General features: G+C 58.3%; 19 protein-coding genes and 1 tRNA gene. 12 read left to right on the top strand and 8 right to left on the bottom strand.

What is annotated here, in order from left to right; all coding sequences use genetic code 11:
• The first annotated feature begins 88 nt into the window (after nucleotides 1–88).
• The 3 genes from AB4P97_RS02320 to AB4P97_RS02330 all read left to right on the top strand — a co-directional run bounded on the left by AB4P97_RS02320 (nucleotide 89) and on the right by AB4P97_RS02330 (nucleotide 1526).
• Nucleotides 89–670, top strand: a complete 582-nt coding sequence (locus tag AB4P97_RS02320; protein ID WP_395602024.1) for a DJ-1/PfpI family protein — start codon at nucleotides 89–91, stop codon at nucleotides 668–670.
• Between the two features lie 13 nt (nucleotides 671–683).
• The gene (locus AB4P97_RS02325) at nucleotides 684–989 is read left to right on the top strand and encodes a ribbon-helix-helix domain-containing protein (protein WP_047300051.1); all 306 of its coding nucleotides are present in this window, start codon (nucleotides 684–686) and stop codon (nucleotides 987–989) included.
• A 192-nt stretch (nucleotides 990–1181) separates the two neighbouring features.
• Complete coding sequence (locus tag AB4P97_RS02330) at nucleotides 1182–1526, top strand: YegP family protein (protein WP_042558035.1); 345 nt, start codon at nucleotides 1182–1184, stop codon at nucleotides 1524–1526.
• Nucleotides 1527–1668: 142 nt separating this feature from the next.
• On the opposite strand, the gene AB4P97_RS02335 is transcribed toward AB4P97_RS02330, so the two are convergent.
• Entirely contained in the window at nucleotides 1669–2688 is a 1020-nt protein-coding gene (locus AB4P97_RS02335; protein WP_395602025.1) for a DUF4917 family protein, read from the bottom strand.
• A gap of 155 nt (nucleotides 2689–2843) precedes the next feature.
• Between AB4P97_RS02335 and yiaY the strand changes: the two genes are divergently transcribed.
• Nucleotides 2844–3992, top strand: coding sequence for an L-threonine dehydrogenase (gene yiaY / locus AB4P97_RS02340; RefSeq protein ID WP_042558037.1), 1149 nt, complete (start codon nucleotides 2844–2846; stop codon nucleotides 3990–3992).
• A 149-nt stretch (nucleotides 3993–4141) separates the two neighbouring features.
• Here yiaY and AB4P97_RS02345 read toward each other — a convergent pair whose 3' ends face one another.
• Entirely contained in the window at nucleotides 4142–4630 is a 489-nt protein-coding gene (locus AB4P97_RS02345) for a DMT family transporter (RefSeq protein ID WP_395602026.1), read from the bottom strand.
• A gap of 77 nt (nucleotides 4631–4707) precedes the next feature.
• Here AB4P97_RS02345 and AB4P97_RS02350 point away from each other — a divergent pair, with 77 nt between their 5' ends.
• The 7 genes from AB4P97_RS02350 (at nucleotide 4708) to AB4P97_RS02380 (ending at nucleotide 9097) form a co-directional block, all read left to right on the top strand.
• Complete coding sequence (locus tag AB4P97_RS02350; RefSeq protein WP_395602027.1) at nucleotides 4708–5619, top strand: LysR substrate-binding domain-containing protein; 912 nt, start codon at nucleotides 4708–4710, stop codon at nucleotides 5617–5619.
• A 20-nt stretch (nucleotides 5620–5639) separates the two neighbouring features.
• Nucleotides 5640–6359 carry a hypothetical protein gene (locus AB4P97_RS02355; RefSeq protein WP_115147664.1) on the top strand — a complete coding sequence of 240 codons (720 nt, stop codon included), beginning with the start codon at nucleotides 5640–5642 and terminating at the stop codon, nucleotides 6357–6359.
• A 38-nt stretch (nucleotides 6360–6397) separates the two neighbouring features.
• Nucleotides 6398–7114, top strand: a complete 717-nt coding sequence (locus AB4P97_RS02360; RefSeq protein WP_395602028.1) for a hypothetical protein — start codon at nucleotides 6398–6400, stop codon at nucleotides 7112–7114.
• A 4-nt stretch (nucleotides 7115–7118) separates the two neighbouring features.
• Nucleotides 7119–7535: a fosfomycin resistance glutathione transferase gene (gene fos, locus AB4P97_RS02365; RefSeq protein ID WP_395602029.1), complete on the top strand. Its 417-nt coding sequence runs from the start codon at nucleotides 7119–7121 to the stop codon at nucleotides 7533–7535.
• Nucleotides 7536–7595: 60 nt separating this feature from the next.
• Nucleotides 7596–8234, top strand: a complete 639-nt coding sequence (locus AB4P97_RS02370) for a LysE family translocator (protein ID WP_395602030.1) — start codon at nucleotides 7596–7598, stop codon at nucleotides 8232–8234.
• Nucleotides 8235–8359: 125 nt separating this feature from the next.
• Nucleotides 8360–8518, top strand: coding sequence for a KGG domain-containing protein (locus tag AB4P97_RS02375; RefSeq protein WP_080762009.1), 159 nt, complete (start codon nucleotides 8360–8362; stop codon nucleotides 8516–8518).
• A gap of 75 nt (nucleotides 8519–8593) precedes the next feature.
• Entirely contained in the window at nucleotides 8594–9097 is a 504-nt protein-coding gene (locus AB4P97_RS02380) for a DUF4142 domain-containing protein (RefSeq protein ID WP_042558043.1), read from the top strand.
• Between the two features lie 83 nt (nucleotides 9098–9180).
• Here AB4P97_RS02380 and AB4P97_RS02385 read toward each other — a convergent pair whose 3' ends face one another.
• Nucleotides 9181–9591 carry a low affinity iron permease family protein gene (locus tag AB4P97_RS02385; protein WP_115147667.1) on the bottom strand — a complete coding sequence of 137 codons (411 nt, stop codon included), beginning with the start codon at nucleotides 9589–9591 and terminating at the stop codon, nucleotides 9181–9183.
• Between the two features lie 164 nt (nucleotides 9592–9755).
• On the opposite strand from AB4P97_RS02385, the gene tam reads away from it, so the two are divergent.
• Entirely contained in the window at nucleotides 9756–10526 is a 771-nt protein-coding gene (gene tam / locus AB4P97_RS02390; RefSeq protein WP_395602031.1) for a trans-aconitate 2-methyltransferase, read from the top strand.
• A gap of 66 nt (nucleotides 10527–10592) precedes the next feature.
• Here tam and AB4P97_RS02395 read toward each other — a convergent pair whose 3' ends face one another.
• The 5 genes from AB4P97_RS02395 to AB4P97_RS02415 all read right to left on the bottom strand — a co-directional run bounded on the left by AB4P97_RS02395 (nucleotide 10593) and on the right by AB4P97_RS02415 (nucleotide 13571).
• A complete protein-coding gene (locus AB4P97_RS02395; RefSeq protein ID WP_042558046.1) occupies nucleotides 10593–11321 on the bottom strand; it encodes a bifunctional 2-polyprenyl-6-hydroxyphenol methylase/3-demethylubiquinol 3-O-methyltransferase UbiG in 729 nt (242 codons plus the stop codon).
• A 235-nt stretch (nucleotides 11322–11556) separates the two neighbouring features.
• Nucleotides 11557–11964, bottom strand: a complete 408-nt coding sequence (locus AB4P97_RS02400; protein WP_210622149.1) for a type II toxin-antitoxin system HicB family antitoxin — start codon at nucleotides 11962–11964, stop codon at nucleotides 11557–11559.
• A 34-nt stretch (nucleotides 11965–11998) separates the two neighbouring features.
• Complete coding sequence (locus tag AB4P97_RS02405; RefSeq protein WP_395602973.1) at nucleotides 11999–12160, bottom strand: type II toxin-antitoxin system HicA family toxin; 162 nt, start codon at nucleotides 12158–12160, stop codon at nucleotides 11999–12001.
• 294 nt (nucleotides 12161–12454) lie between these two features.
• Nucleotides 12455–12528 (bottom strand) — tRNA-Gly (locus AB4P97_RS02410).
• 158 nt (nucleotides 12529–12686) lie between these two features.
• Nucleotides 12687–13571 (bottom strand): alpha/beta fold hydrolase, encoded by an 885-nt coding sequence (locus AB4P97_RS02415; RefSeq protein WP_047300062.1) that lies wholly within the window; start codon nucleotides 13569–13571, stop codon nucleotides 12687–12689.
• Nucleotides 13572–13695 lie beyond the last annotated feature (124 nt).

The raw sequence follows: 13695 nt of genomic DNA on the forward strand, positions 1-13695 counted from the left end.
CGTCAGGCGTAGTAGCCGGTTGTTACCCGCCCCGACAGATAAGGTCTACCTTCAATACTCCCAAGCATTTCCCAGAGGAGTCCTCACCATGGCCGCGAAAAAAATCCTGATGCTGGTCGGCGATTACGTCGAAGACTACGAAGTGATGGTGCCGTTCCAGGCCCTGCAAATGGTCGGGCACACCGTCCACGCGGTCTGCCCGGACAAAGCCGCAGGCCAGACCGTGCGCACCGCGATCCATGACTTCGAAGGTGACCAGACCTACAGCGAAAAACCCGGTCACCTGTTCGCCCTGAATTTCGATTTCGCCAGTGCCAGTGAGGCCGATTACGACGCGCTGGTGATCCCTGGCGGTCGTGCTCCGGAATACCTGCGTCTGAACGAAAAAGTCCTGGATCTAGTGCGTGCCTTCGACAAGTCCGGCAAACCGATTGCAGCGGTGTGCCACGGCGCGCAGTTGCTGGCAGCGGCGGGCGTTCTTGAAGGTCGCGAGTGCAGCGCCTATCCGGCCTGCGCGCCTGAGGTACGACTGGCGGGCGGCACGTACATCGACATTCCGGTGACGGACGGCCACGTTCAAGGCAATCTGGCGACTGCGCCAGCCTGGCCGGCGCATTCGAACTGGCTGGCCGGTTTCCTCGGTTTGCTGGGCACCCAAATCACCCTGTAACGAGGTTTCGTCCATGTGCGAGCTCTACGTCAAGGCCGACCCGATCCTCTATGAATCGCGCTCTCGCTCGCTGCGTATCTGCGGGGTGGTGACGACGTTGCGCCTGGAGAATCAGTTCTGGGACATCCTCGGCGAAATCGCCGAGATCGACGGCATGACCACCAATCAACTGATCGCCAAGCTGTATGAAGAGGTGATGGATTACCGCGGTGAGGTGGTCAATTTTGCGTCGTTCTTGCGGGTGAGTTGCACGCGGTATCTGAGTCAGCGGCGGGTGGATTCGCCGGCATTGTCGGTGGTGCGGGCGGTGGTGAAATAACTCATGCCGAGTCGCTGCCATCGCTGGCAAGCCAGCTCCCACAGGTTCTGTGTGCGGTACAAGGATTTTGTGAACGACCCGGACTCTGTGGGAGCTGGCTTGCCAGCGATGGCGTCAGTACAGGCGACAGAAGTCTGAGGTTGGTCTTTACTCTGAAGCGCGAAACCTCTCAACCGCCAAGGAGACACGAGCATGTCCGGATGGTACGAAGTGAGTAAAAGCAGCAACGGCCAGTTCAGGTTTGTACTCAAGGCTGCCAACGCCGAAACCATTCTCACCAGCGAGCTCTACACCACCCGCGCAGCAGCCGACGGCGGCATTGCGTCAGTGCAGACCAACAGTCCGCTGGATGAGCGCTATGAGAAAAAGTCCACCAAGGATGGTCATCCGTATTTCAATCTAAAAGCGGCCAATCATCAGGTCATCGGCAGCAGCGAGGCCTACTCCTCGGATGCGGCGTGTGACAAAGGCATTGCCAGCGTCAAGGCCAATGGCCCGACGAAGACCATCAAGGACAAGACCCTGCCGGTCCTCTGACTCCACTTTCCAATCCAATACAAATGCCTGTGGGAGCTGGCAAGCCAGCTCCCACAGTGTCATGGGTCACACCACACGATCTGATCCAACCAGAATCCCTGTGGGAGCGAGCCTGCTCGCGAAGGCGTCAGTCCTGGCTACATCAAACCTCGACGGGCACCGACAGCTTTGGACTGCCCAATGCATGCGTCTTCGCATCAAAAAAGCGCAACTGCGCGCCCGTCCCCTCAAACACCTTCGCGTAGTGGCGCTTCTGATGCTGAACGAACGCCGCGCTGCGCGGATAAATGGAGATCGCCACAACCTTCGGTTTTGCCAGGCGCAGGGCCCGGATAATGTGGCTGTCCTGCTCGCCCAAGGCATGGCCGAAGATGCACAGGCTGTCGCTGTGGCCCAATAACTGCTCGTAACAGAACGACAGGTAATCCGAGCTGCGAATGGTCTTGAGCTTGTCGGCGCTCGGCCCTTCGGTGATGAACAGCGGTACGTCATCCAGCGTCTTGATCGTGTTGTTGATCGCAAAACTGCCGAGCAGCGTGCCCTCGGTCGAGGTCAGTTTGCGCGCAGTGCCATCCTGATTGCGTACCAGGTGCAGGCCGCCGTGCAGGTACAGCAAACGCGGTTTGGACGTAGCGGTTTCGCTGATATCGAAACTGGCGTTGGCGCCCTTGAACAGATCGTCGATGGCCTCGCTGCGATGCTGGATCGCCCAGTAGTTGAGCAAGTCGTAATTGGTGGTGAACACCGTGCGATAGCGCGCCAGTTCTTCATTCAACGTAGTGAGCGTTGAGGTCTGAACCAGCCGCCACGGAATGTGAATGGCGTGCACGGTGTTGATCAATGCTTCCTTGATCGCGTAGTAGCGGTTGCGCGGTGCGGCCGAGCTGACGGCCAGCGCCTTGTTCACCCGGCTGGTGGTTTTGAGGGCGCTGAGGACCTGCTCGAAGCTGTGCGTCTGCATCGCGTCGAACACCGCCAGCTCCGACGCGCTCAGGGGTTTTTCTTCCACGGTACGGGCGTTTTCGAACAGCGAGTCGTAGCCGAAGTCATCCCAAACGGCCCGGCTGGCGCCGTTGCCCACCAGCAAACCGTTGAAGCCGGTTGCGGCGCGCAGGGTATTCCAGTCTTCGAGGGTGGCGTCGACATCCAGAAAATCGCTCATTACTTGGCACATCTCAAAACAAAGGGGCTGATGGGCGGTGACTTTATCACGAGCGGACATTGAGCCAGATCAACATACGCCGTGACCGATCGGTCGATCCTGTGCTTACCCGTCGGATCGCAGCTGTCGATTCGGCCCCAGTCAGGAGTCACACGATGAGCAGCACCTTTTTCATTCCGGCGGTCAACATCATGGGCAATGGATGCCTCGACGAAGCCATGGTCGCGATCCGCAACTACGGTTTTCGCAAGGCGCTGATCGTCACCGATGTGGGCCTGGCCAAGGCCGGCGTGGCGAGCATGGTGGCGGAGAAACTGGCGATGCAGGACATCGATTCAGTGATTTTCGACGGCGCCAAACCGAACCCGAGCATCGCCAATGTCGAGTGCGGTTTGGGCCTGCTCAAGGAAAGTCATTGTGATTTCGTGGTGTCGCTGGGCGGTGGGTCGCCTCACGACTGCGCCAAGGGCATCGCGCTGTGTGCGACCAATGGCGGGCAGATTCGCGATTACGAAGGCGTTGATCAATCGAGCAAGCCGCAACTGCCGCTGATCGCCATCAACACCACCGCCGGCACTGCCAGCGAGATGACTCGGTTCTGCATCATCACCGACGAATCGCGTCACGTGAAAATGGCTATCGTCGACCGTAACGTCACGCCGCTGCTGTCAGTCAACGACCCGGCGCTGATGGTCGCGATGCCGAAGAGCCTGACCGCCGCGACTGGCATGGATGCCCTGACTCATGCGATCGAAGCCTACGTCTCCACCGCCGCCAACCCGATCACTGATACCTGTGCGCTGAAGGCCATGACCCTGATCAGCAACAACCTGCGTCTGGCCGTGCGTGACGGCAGCGACCTCGCCGCACGGGAGAACATGGCCTACGCGCAGTTCCTCGCCGGCATGGCGTTCAACAATGCGTCGCTGGGCTACGTGCACGCGATGGCGCACCAGTTGGGCGGTTACTACGACTTGCCTCATGGTGTCTGCAACGCTGTGCTGCTGCCGCATGTGCAGACGTTCAATGCGCTGGTGTGTGCCGACCGGCTCACCGATGTCGCCCACGCCATGGGTGCCGATGTTCACGGTTTGAGCCCGGAAGAGGGCGCTCAGGCGGCGATCACGGCGATCCGTTGCCTGGCCAGAGACGTGGAAATTCCGGGCGGCTTGCGGGAGCTGGGCGCGAAACTCTCGGACATTCCGGTACTCGCCACCAACGCCCTGAAAGACGCTTGCGGGCTGACCAATCCACGCGCGGCGGATCAGCGGCAGATCGAGGAGATTTTCCGCAACGCGTTTTGAGGTCAGTGCTTTCCTGATAATTTCGATCCAGTCAAACCGGCCCGTTCGCGAGCAGGCTCGTTCCCACAGTGAATCGCATTTCAATTGTGGGAGCGAGCCTGCTCGCGAAGACTGATTACCAGGCACTGCAAATCTATTGAGTTCTCAGGTTACCCAACAACCGCCACATTCCTCTCGAAAACCCCACCAAACTGAATCAACACCACCCCCGCAATCAGCAACAACGCGCCAAATACTCGCGGCAATGTCAGCTGCTTTTCCATCAAACCAAACAGCCCGAAGTGATCCAGCACCATCGAGGCAATGACCTGCCCGGCCAACGCCAGCGCGACAAATCCCGACGCGCCGAGTTTGGGCAAAAGCATCACCGCCAGTGCCACAAAGCACACGCCGAACGCGCCACCGGCCCATATCCACAACGGCGCCTTGCTGATGAACGCCACTGACGGCAACGGCAAACGCAACGCCAGAATCACCGGCAACAACACCAGCACACTCACCAGCAGCGACGCCAATGTCGCCCACAACGGATGCCCCAGCCCTCGCGCCAGATTGCTATTGATCGCACTTTGAAACGGCACCACGGCGCCGGCGAAAGCGGCCAGGGCGAGCATACCGGCCCATTGCAACGTACTCATGATCATCCTCCAACAGGTTTTGCTGGACTCTAGGCTATTCGTCGCGCAGATTTAAATTCCGTTTTGTCATCAAGTACATGCACCAGATGAATGATCTGCGCCGTATCGACCTCAATCTGCTGGTGATCCTCGACGCCTTGCTCAGCGAGCAACACGACACCCGCGCCGCCGAGCGCCTGCACCTCAGCCAACCGGCGGTCAGCCATGCGCTGGCGCGATTGCGTGACTTGCTTGGTGACCCATTGCTGGTGCGCGCAGGCTCTGGCCTTGTTCCCACCGCGCGGGCCCTGGAGCTGGTCGCGCCATTGGCCGAAGCGCTGGCCCAGGTGCAGTCGCTGCTGGCCCCCAACACCTTCGATCCGGCGAGTGCGCGCCGCACCTTTCGCGTGGCGATGTCTGACTACGGCGCGGCGATCATCCTGCCCACGCTGATCCGTACCTTGCGCCGCGAAGCGCCAGGCATCGACTTGCAAATCAGCCACGCCAGTCGCGAAGGCATGCTGGAAGGGGTGCTCAACGGCGATATCGACGTGGCCGCCGGCGTGTTCCCGGAAATGCCCAACGAATTGCGCAGCACGCTGCTGTTTGAAGAGCGCTACGTGTGCCTGCTGGATCGCGCCAGTTTGCCTGCCGACGGCGTTCTGGATCTGCCGACCTACCTTTCTCGCCCGCATGTGTTGCTGGAAATGCGGGGCAGCGGCACGCCGGAAATCGAACGCGCGTTAACGTCACTGCGTGAGCGCCGCCGCGTCGCCATCAGCCTGCCGCACTGGAACGTCGCGCCACAGTTCATCAGCGGTACGGATCTGATTCTTACGGTGTCGTCACGGGGCTTGCGGGATATTGACCCGCGCGAACTTGTCGTCGTGCCGCCACCGTTCGAGATTCCGCCGTTCACATTTGTGCTGGCGTGGCATAAGCGCCGGGGCGCGGATCAGGCGTTGAATTGGTTGAATCGCAGGATTGAGCAGGGGATAGTGCGCGGCTGAAAGTTAGCAAGGAGCGGGAAGTGACACTGAAGTCTGGATTGATCGGGTGTGTGGTGTTGAGCGGGTGGTTGATGGCGGGGCAGGTGTTTGCCGCTTGCACGCCGCCAGCGGTTGCGGGGGAGAATGTCTCTGCCTGCAAGGTTTGGCCGGCCTACCCGGGGCTGACCATCAGCGCCTCGACGCGGTTTGAGCCGGGCACTACCGAAGCGCTCGGCACCCACGATCTGGACGTGTCCGTGTTGCAGGATGGCCAACCGACTCCGATTGCGACTTACCACCAGGCCGCCGCTTTCGTAATGGATGGCGTCCACTTGAAGGATCTGACGCTCGACACGGCACGCTACAAACTCGCTCCCGAACTTCGAGCCTTTGGTGTCCGCGCAACACTCGCTAACGGCTCTCGTCTCAATCCCGTGGAGGAACATCAACTGTCGCTCTACGTGAAGGAGGGCGAGACGTTGCGTCCTGTCCTGCGTCAGTTGGTGGTTTATGAGTATGGCGGCGAGTGGGATGACAACTGCGCCGGACAGCGTTTTGAAATTTCAAGAACCGTCGATATCGCTAAAACGAGCTCCTATGGCTATGCAGATTTAATCGTCAAAACCCAGGAAAAAGGCACGACAAGTGTGGTTGAAGGCGACGCGTGTGAAGACAAGACGACTGTACGCCAACCGGTTTTGACAATATTGCATTACGACGGAAAGAATTACGTCCTGCCACCAGGCCTCAAGGGGCTCTGATTCACCTGCTGAAACACGACTCTTATCAAGGAAGAACCATGCTCACCCCTACCAGACTCCTTATCGCCCTCGCTATTCTGGCCATCACCGCCCAAGCCCAGGCCGCCTGCACAACCAAGGCCTTCGACGGCCAATCACTGTCACGCTGCATCGTCTGGCCAGCCTTTCCGTCGCAGGCGATCGCGGTCAAATCCACGTACCTGGCCGACCCCGGCGACGACGATGCCGGGGTGTTCGATCTGGACCTGTCGATCGTCAACGCCAGCAATGCAAATCCCATCGCCACTTACCGCAAACCCGGCGCTTACAACTCCGATGCCGTGCGCTTCGATGACCTGCGCATTGATACCGGTCGCTACCGACTGGCGCCGAATGTTCGCGCGTTTGGTCTGCGCTCGAAGTTCGTGCACAGCTCCCATGCCATTCCCTACGAAAAAACCGATCTGGCGTTGTACGTCCGCGAAGGCAACAACCTGCGCCCGGTTCTGGAAGGCTTGGTGGTCTACAAAAACAATGGTGAATTCATGAGCGATTGCGAGGGCTATACCAATGAGGTCCGCAGGAGTGTCGAGATCGGTCCATCGAGTCACCATGGTTTCGCCGATTTGATCATCACCACCAGCGCCAGCAAAATGAACGACTCCAAGTCGGGCAACGAGTGCGTTTCCAAAACCACTCACCTGAAGAAAGCCCGGATCACGTTGACCTACGACGGCCAGCAATACGGCGTCCCTGAAGATCTCAGAGGTTACTGAAGCGATGCTCACCGGCCTCAACCACCTGACCCTCGCCGTCAGCGACCTGAGTCGCAGCCTGGCGTTTTACCGCGATGTGCTGCAGTTGCGCGTCGAAGCGACGTGGGACACCGGCGCCTATCTGTCGCTGCCGGGGCTGTGGTTGTGCCTTTCGCTTGATTCGACACGCAGTGCCCAGGCGTGCGGCGATTACACCCACTACGCCTTCAGCCTCAGCGCGGCGGATTTCCCGGTTTTGGTACAGAGACTAAAAGCGGCAGACGTTCAGCAATGGCGGGATAACCGCAGCGAAGGTGCTTCTTTCTACTTTCTCGATCCTGACGGCCATCAGTTCGAAGTTCACGTCGGCGATCTCGCTTCGCGGCTGGCGGCGTGTCGGCAAAAACCGTATGCCGGCATGCGTTTTTACGACGCGCCGTGAACAGACCGTTTTCGCTGATATAGACTGGCCGCCACGTATTCTCGCGTTTGCAGGTAACCCATGACTCCATCGTTGCTAATGGCCGTGCTGGCCTCGGGTTTCATTTACGGCATCACGCCCGGGCCGGGCGTACTGGCGGTGTTCGGCATCGGCGCGGCGCATGGGCGGCGTGCTGGCGCGGGGTTTCTCTGCGGGCATTTGCTGGGCGATGTGGTGTGGTGCAGCACCGCGCTGATCGCGATTGTCGGTGCACGGGAAATCGGCAGCACTGCGTTTGATGTGCTTGGCGTACTGAGTGGCTTGTACCTGTTCTGGCTCGGTTGGCGTGCAGTGCGTGCGCAACGGCGCAGTGACGATCAACCGCAGGGCGCGGCGCGCAATCCCTTCTGGCACGGCATTTTGTTCGGCCTGACCAATCCCAAAGCCTATCCGGTGGCGGTGGCGACGTTTACCGCGCTGCTGTCGAGCCGCGCCGAGCTGCTCAACTGGTCGATGTTGCCAGCGCTGATCGCCCTGAGTTTCCTTGGTGGACTGCTCGCCTACGCGATTCTGATTGGTGTGGTGGGCGCGCAGCGAGTGCGCACGGTGTACCAGCGTCACGAACTGCTCATCACTCGATTGTGCGGCGTAATGTTCATCGGTTTCGCCATCAATGCGCTACTGCATGCTTTGCCGGGATTGATGCCGAACAAGGTTTGATCTGCGCACCGCGGGTTCGCCGTTCGTCGCAGCGATGGCAACTTTTCTAAACCTTTGCCGGTGAGAAAATTCTCAATCTAGGCGGGCACCTGCTCGCCACGATCAATACCAAGAGGTAGAGAATCATGCCTAATTCAAGAAACTCGAACTCGGGAAACTTCGCCAACGATCGAACGAAGGCTTCTGAAGCCGGTCGCAAAGGTGGGAAAACCACCACGACGACGGTCGATAAAGAGCCTGCGAAAACAGAAACGGGCCGCAAGCCTGCTCAGAAATCGAAGTAGTCGGTGAAGGTAGTTTTGATTGAGAGGCGGGGGCGCAAGCTCCCGCTTGAATTCAGCAAGAAGGAGGGCGCGACCATGAGCCGGATGGCCACCCAGGTACGTCGTTTAAGTTTTGTCACGCTGTTGGGATTGTTCGCCAGCAGTGCTTTTGCCCAGTCGCCTGCCGAATTCATCAACGATGCTTCGGCCAAAGGCATGGCCGACATCGAAGCCAGCCGTTTGGCGCATCAGAAGACCGAATCCAAAGAGGTCAAGGATTTCACCATCGTCGTCATCAACGACCGCACCACGGCCAATCAACATTTGGCGAAGATTGCGAAAAAACTCGACCTGCCCGTCGCGCCGCGTGAAGAAATGGCCGACAAGGCCAAGGAACTGATTCCTGAAGTGAAAGACGGCGCAACCTTTGATCAGGCGTACGCCGCCAGTCAGGTCAAAGCCACTGAAGAGGCGATCCAGCAGATTCAGCAGGAGGCTCAAACTACCACCGTGCCGGAGATCAAAGCCTTCGCCGATGAGACCTTGCCCAAACTGCAAAACCATCTGCAAATGGCTCGGTCGCTGCAAGCCAGCCGCTGATTTGAGTTAAAGATCAAAAGATCGCAGCCTTCGGCAGTGCTTTGTGTAGGCGCTGGCGCAGGCTGCGATCTTTTGCTTTTAAGTCAGCACTCGTTCAAATCCTGCTTCGGCTTGTTCTGCTCGGCCAGCCCCTCAAGATTGAAAACCTCACCTTCGCCCAACGTCCGGTAGTGCCTGCGCAAGGCTTCCAGTTGTTTCAGATCCAGCGCCTCCAGCCCCAACATCGCGTTCTGCGCCTCTTTGGTCACCCGCAGCAATTCATCAATCTTCAAATGCAGGATGTCGGTATCACGGTTCTGCGTGTTCTGAATCAGGAACACCATCAGGAACGTGATGATCGTCGTCGAGGTATTGATGATCAGTTGCCAAGTGTCGTTGTAACTGAAAATCGGCCCGCTCATTCCCCACAGACCGATCAGGATCAACGCCCCCATAAAGGTCTTGGGGCTGCCGGCCCACAGGGCAAGCTTCTGGGAAATCTTCGCGAATTTCATAGCCGTGTTCCTTGTTGTGTGGTGCCTGAAATTCAGACACTGACGGCTTGGTGAAAATTCTACTTACAAATCCAGGAAGCCTGCGCGACGTTGGTAGGGGAGCCAGTTTTCGTGGGTAACGGTATCGTGTCAGCACTCGCTTTTCGCCATGACAGGAGAACGCAATGAGTTGGTCCGCCAAACAGTACGTCGCTTTCGAAGATGAACGCACCCGCCCGGCCCGCGATCTGCTGGCGGCGATTCCCACGGCTGAAGCGCGATCGGTGGTCGATATCGGTTGCGGCCCGGGTAACTCGACGGAGTTGCTGGTGCAGCGTTTTTCTGGGGCGACAGTCAGTGGGCTGGACAGCTCGGCAGACATGATCGCGGCCGCACGCAAGCGCTTGCCGCAGTTGCAGTTCGATGTCGCCGAGATTGATCGATGGGCCGATGAAGGCCCTTTCGATGTGATCTTTGCCAATGCGGTATTGCAATGGGTACCCGATCACGCGGCGTTGCTGCCGGCGCTGGCGAGCAAGCTCGCGAAGGGCGGCAGTCTGGCAATTCAGATGCCGGACAATCTCAATGAACCCTCCCACCGCTTGATGCGTGAAGTCGCGGCGAATGGCCCGTGGGCAAGCAAACTCGCTGACGCTGCCGGGCAGCGTACGGACATGGCGAGCGCCAGCGAGTACTTCTCGATGCTGCGACCGCACTGCGCGCGGGTCGATGTGTGGCGCACCACGTATCACCATCAACTGTCGGATGGCGCTGCCGGGGTGGTCGAGTGGTTCAAGGGCAGTGGGCTGATTCCGTTTCTGAGTCCGCTGACTGAAAGCGAGCGGGCACAGTATCTGGAGCAGTATCTGGCTGAGGTTGAGAAGGCTTATCCGGCGTTGGCGGATGGCTCGGTGCTGTTGCCGTTTCCGCGGTTGTTTATTGTGGCGACGCGCTGAAGGCGCGTTCAAAACCTGTGGCGAGGGAGCAAAGTCCCTCGCCACATTTAAATTGTCCCTCCAGGCTTAGCGCTGTACCGCCACCAGCATCATCATCGGCCGCTCCCGCTCTTCAGCCAGCGCTGGTTGCGCCGCCACTTCTTCATCGCTTGGCCCCCACTCGTTGACATGACGAATAGTAAATCCAGCGCCAATCAGTGAATTGAGCAACGTACCGACAGTACGATGCTGCTTGATCACCCCGTCGGCCAGCCAATTGGTCACTCGCTCCCCCTCAATCTGATAACTGTCCAGCGGCCAGCGCTTGCGACCTTCGCTGTCGATCAGCCAGCCGGGATTGCGCGGGGCCATGAAGATTGGGTGTTCGATGGAAAACACAAAATGCGAACCCGGCTTCAGCGCTGCGTAGAGGTGAGCAAACAGTCCTGGCAGATCCTTGATGTAATGCAACGCCAGCGAGCTGTAGGCCAGGTCGAAACTGCACGCGGGCAAGTCGAGTTGTTCCAGGTCGGCGCGCTCGTAACGGATGTTCGTCGCCGAAGTGGTTTCGCGTGCGCGTTCCAGCATCTTCTCCGAAACGTCCAGCCCCAGCACGTTGGCCGCGCCGTGCTCGCTGGCCCAGCGGCTGAACCAGCCGTAACCGCAACCCAGATCCACCACGTGCAAACCGTGCATGGAGGGTAGCAACGCCTTGAGCGCAGGCCATTCCGGCGCGGCATCTAGGCCGCCGATTGAGCGGTTCATCTGGCTGTAGCCCTGAAAGAATTCGGGATCGTCGTAGATGTTTTGAGTCATTGGGAGTGCTCTTTTGAGTTCGGTCGTCAGCGGCAAAGTGGCCGCGATGGGGTTCCCTCGAAAGTGATGACGCGTATTCGTCGATGGCCGCGCAGGGGGAGGGTGGTGGTCGATGGGGAAATGCTAGCGGCGCGGACGCAAGGTGAGAACCGATTGAGTGTTGGAGAACTGTAATGTTGGCGCACGATTTCATTGTAAATTCACGACGCCGCCAATGGCGGCCTCGATCACCGTCTCAGCCCTGCTGCAACACCTTCAAGGCAGCCGAAGCCAGAAACCCTGAACGACTCTTCTCCTCCGGGTGATGCAGGACATACTCATCAATACGGTTGAGCAAATGCCCAGGCAGCGTGATGTTGAGTTTCTGGGCTTTTCCCAAGTACTTCACGACATCAATATCCACCACTGCCCACGCACATCCGGCGTATTTCGGATTGGCCACATGCAGCCCCAGTTTACTGGCAGCCGGAATGGGCGCGCCGTCCTCGGCCAGAATCTCGAAATGCCCCTCGATGGCTTCGCGAGCCATGGCGACGGCATCATCCAGATCGTCGCCAGCCGAAAAACAGCCGGGAATATCCGGTACCTCTACGCCCCAGGCGTGTTCTTCATCACCTATTGAAATCGCGATCGGATAGAGCATATTCGTTGATCTCCATGGTTACTGGCTGAGCCAGTCAAAGCAGCGCCTGCTTCAAAATACTGATGGCCGTTCTCTTCAGCAGATCTTTCGTCGGATGTGGCACCGTGACCAGTCCAGGCTTGGTCGGATGCTTGAAGTGGTGGTGACTGCCTCTGATCCTCACTAAATACCAACCGTCTGCGACGAGCTGACCGATTAAAAAACGGCTATTGACAACACCTCCTTGTGGTGTGCTTGGTGGGTACTATACCTACCGGTGATCTGGGGGCAACAATGTATTCACCGAGCGGTCATCCGCGGCTAATCCGCTCAGTGGTTTGAAGCAGTCTAGAGAGGGAGGTGACGAAGGCATGGAGAGTGTGTTGCAGGCTTTTGCGTTGTTTCAGATGTCAGATGTAACCTTTTTTCGGGCACAAAAAAACCGGCCATCAAGGCCGGTTTTTTCTGTTCTGCATCTCCCGTCAAAAAACAACGTGAGACAAAATTTTAGTGGAGCGGGTAGAGGGAATCGAACCCTCGTCGGAAGCTTGGGAAGCTACTGTTCTACCATTAAACTATACCCGCTCAGAGCGGCTGACTTTGTACCAGACTCGGCGGGGAATTTGAAGTTTTTCTTTTTTGCGCAAGGCATTACAGCGCTGAATCGGTCAATCGCGAGCGAGCACTGCGGGGGGCGTAAACAAAACGGTTAGCCCGGCAGGCTCGCTCGCGATGACGCTCTTTCAAATGGCCAATGCATGGTGATCCTGAACAAACGAGTACCGCGTTCGGCTCGCCTGCGGTGCCGGTTTCAAAAAGCCCAGCAAGGCGTTCTGGCTGTCCCGGCACGCAGCCTTGTGCTCCATGTCGAGAAAATGCCCGGTGGCTTGCACGGTGGTGAAGGTGCTCTGTGCCACGTGGTTGCCGAACAGACGCGCATCTTCGGCGGCGGTGTATTCGTCCCATTCACCGTTGAGAAACAGTACCGGCACGTTGATCTTCTTCGCCGCGTTTAAATAGCATTGACGATCGCTGTGCAGCACGTCGCTGATGTGAAAGTGCATCTGCCCGTATTCGTGCTCGGCCAGGCTGCTGACGTGGCGATAGTTGAAGCGTTTGAACAATGACGGCAGGTGTTTGCCGATAGTGCTGTTGACCAGATGCCCGACTCGATCACCGTCACGCTGGCCGAGGTAATCGACGCCGCGCTCGAGGTAATCAAGCATGTGCGCGTTGATCACCGGCGAAAACGAGCTGATCACCGCTTTTTCGATGCGTCTTGGCTGGTTAGCAAGGGCAACCAGTGTCGCGGCGCCGCCCCAGGAGAACGACAGCACGTGTTCGGCGGCGAAGTGGTCGATCAGCTCCAGCAGAATTTGCCCTTCAACGTCCTTTGTCAGATGTTTCTCGTGACGGTTGTGGGCTTTTGACCGGCCCGCGTAGGGCTGGTCGTAGCAGACCACGTTGAATTGCGGGTGCAGATTTTTCACGGTTTGTGCAAACGACGCAGTCGTGGCCATCGAGCCGTTGACCAGAATGATGGTTTTTTCTGCGGCGTCTGCGCGATAGAACTCCGTGTAAACCCGATACTGACCCTGTATATCCAGCACAGCGATTTCTGGCCTCATGTCATAAGACTCCTGGCAAGCAAGCGGGTATGCGCGCAAATAGACATTGCACGAGCTTTGTGACAGGTAGGCATACGCCTGGAATTTGCTTGGCCCATGTCGATCCATGACTACGGTCGACGGG

It is taken from the genome of Pseudomonas sp. A1230, assembly GCF_044218825.1.
GTDB lineage: Bacteria > Pseudomonadota > Gammaproteobacteria > Pseudomonadales > Pseudomonadaceae > Aquipseudomonas > Aquipseudomonas iridis.

What these genes read in the sequence shown, in the direction of transcription:
- AB4P97_RS02320 (WP_395602024.1), top strand. Translation starts at nt 89, where the DNA reads ATGGCCGCGAAAAAAATCCTGATGCTGGTCGGCGATTACGTCGAAGAC.
- AB4P97_RS02325 (WP_047300051.1), top strand. Translation starts at nt 684, where the DNA reads ATGTGCGAGCTCTACGTCAAGGCCGACCCGATCCTCTATGAATCGCGC.
- AB4P97_RS02330 (WP_042558035.1), top strand. Translation starts at nt 1,182, where the DNA reads ATGTCCGGATGGTACGAAGTGAGTAAAAGCAGCAACGGCCAGTTCAGG.
- AB4P97_RS02335 (WP_395602025.1), bottom strand. Translation starts at nt 2,688, where the DNA reads ATGAGCGATTTTCTGGATGTCGACGCCACCCTCGAAGACTGGAATACC.
- yiaY (WP_042558037.1), top strand. Translation starts at nt 2,844, where the DNA reads ATGAGCAGCACCTTTTTCATTCCGGCGGTCAACATCATGGGCAATGGA.
- AB4P97_RS02345 (WP_395602026.1), bottom strand. Translation starts at nt 4,630, where the DNA reads ATGAGTACGTTGCAATGGGCCGGTATGCTCGCCCTGGCCGCTTTCGCC.
- AB4P97_RS02350 (WP_395602027.1), top strand. Translation starts at nt 4,708, where the DNA reads ATGCACCAGATGAATGATCTGCGCCGTATCGACCTCAATCTGCTGGTG.
- AB4P97_RS02360 (WP_395602028.1), top strand. Translation starts at nt 6,398, where the DNA reads ATGCTCACCCCTACCAGACTCCTTATCGCCCTCGCTATTCTGGCCATC.
- fos (WP_395602029.1), top strand. Translation starts at nt 7,119, where the DNA reads ATGCTCACCGGCCTCAACCACCTGACCCTCGCCGTCAGCGACCTGAGT.
- AB4P97_RS02370 (WP_395602030.1), top strand. Translation starts at nt 7,596, where the DNA reads ATGACTCCATCGTTGCTAATGGCCGTGCTGGCCTCGGGTTTCATTTAC.
- AB4P97_RS02375 (WP_080762009.1), top strand. Translation starts at nt 8,360, where the DNA reads ATGCCTAATTCAAGAAACTCGAACTCGGGAAACTTCGCCAACGATCGA.
- AB4P97_RS02380 (WP_042558043.1), top strand. Translation starts at nt 8,594, where the DNA reads ATGAGCCGGATGGCCACCCAGGTACGTCGTTTAAGTTTTGTCACGCTG.
- AB4P97_RS02385 (WP_115147667.1), bottom strand. Translation starts at nt 9,591, where the DNA reads ATGAAATTCGCGAAGATTTCCCAGAAGCTTGCCCTGTGGGCCGGCAGC.
- tam (WP_395602031.1), top strand. Translation starts at nt 9,756, where the DNA reads ATGAGTTGGTCCGCCAAACAGTACGTCGCTTTCGAAGATGAACGCACC.
- AB4P97_RS02395 (WP_042558046.1), bottom strand. Translation starts at nt 11,321, where the DNA reads ATGACTCAAAACATCTACGACGATCCCGAATTCTTTCAGGGCTACAGC.
- AB4P97_RS02400 (WP_210622149.1), bottom strand. Translation starts at nt 11,964, where the DNA reads ATGCTCTATCCGATCGCGATTTCAATAGGTGATGAAGAACACGCCTGG.
- AB4P97_RS02415 (WP_047300062.1), bottom strand. Translation starts at nt 13,571, where the DNA reads ATGAGGCCAGAAATCGCTGTGCTGGATATACAGGGTCAGTATCGGGTT.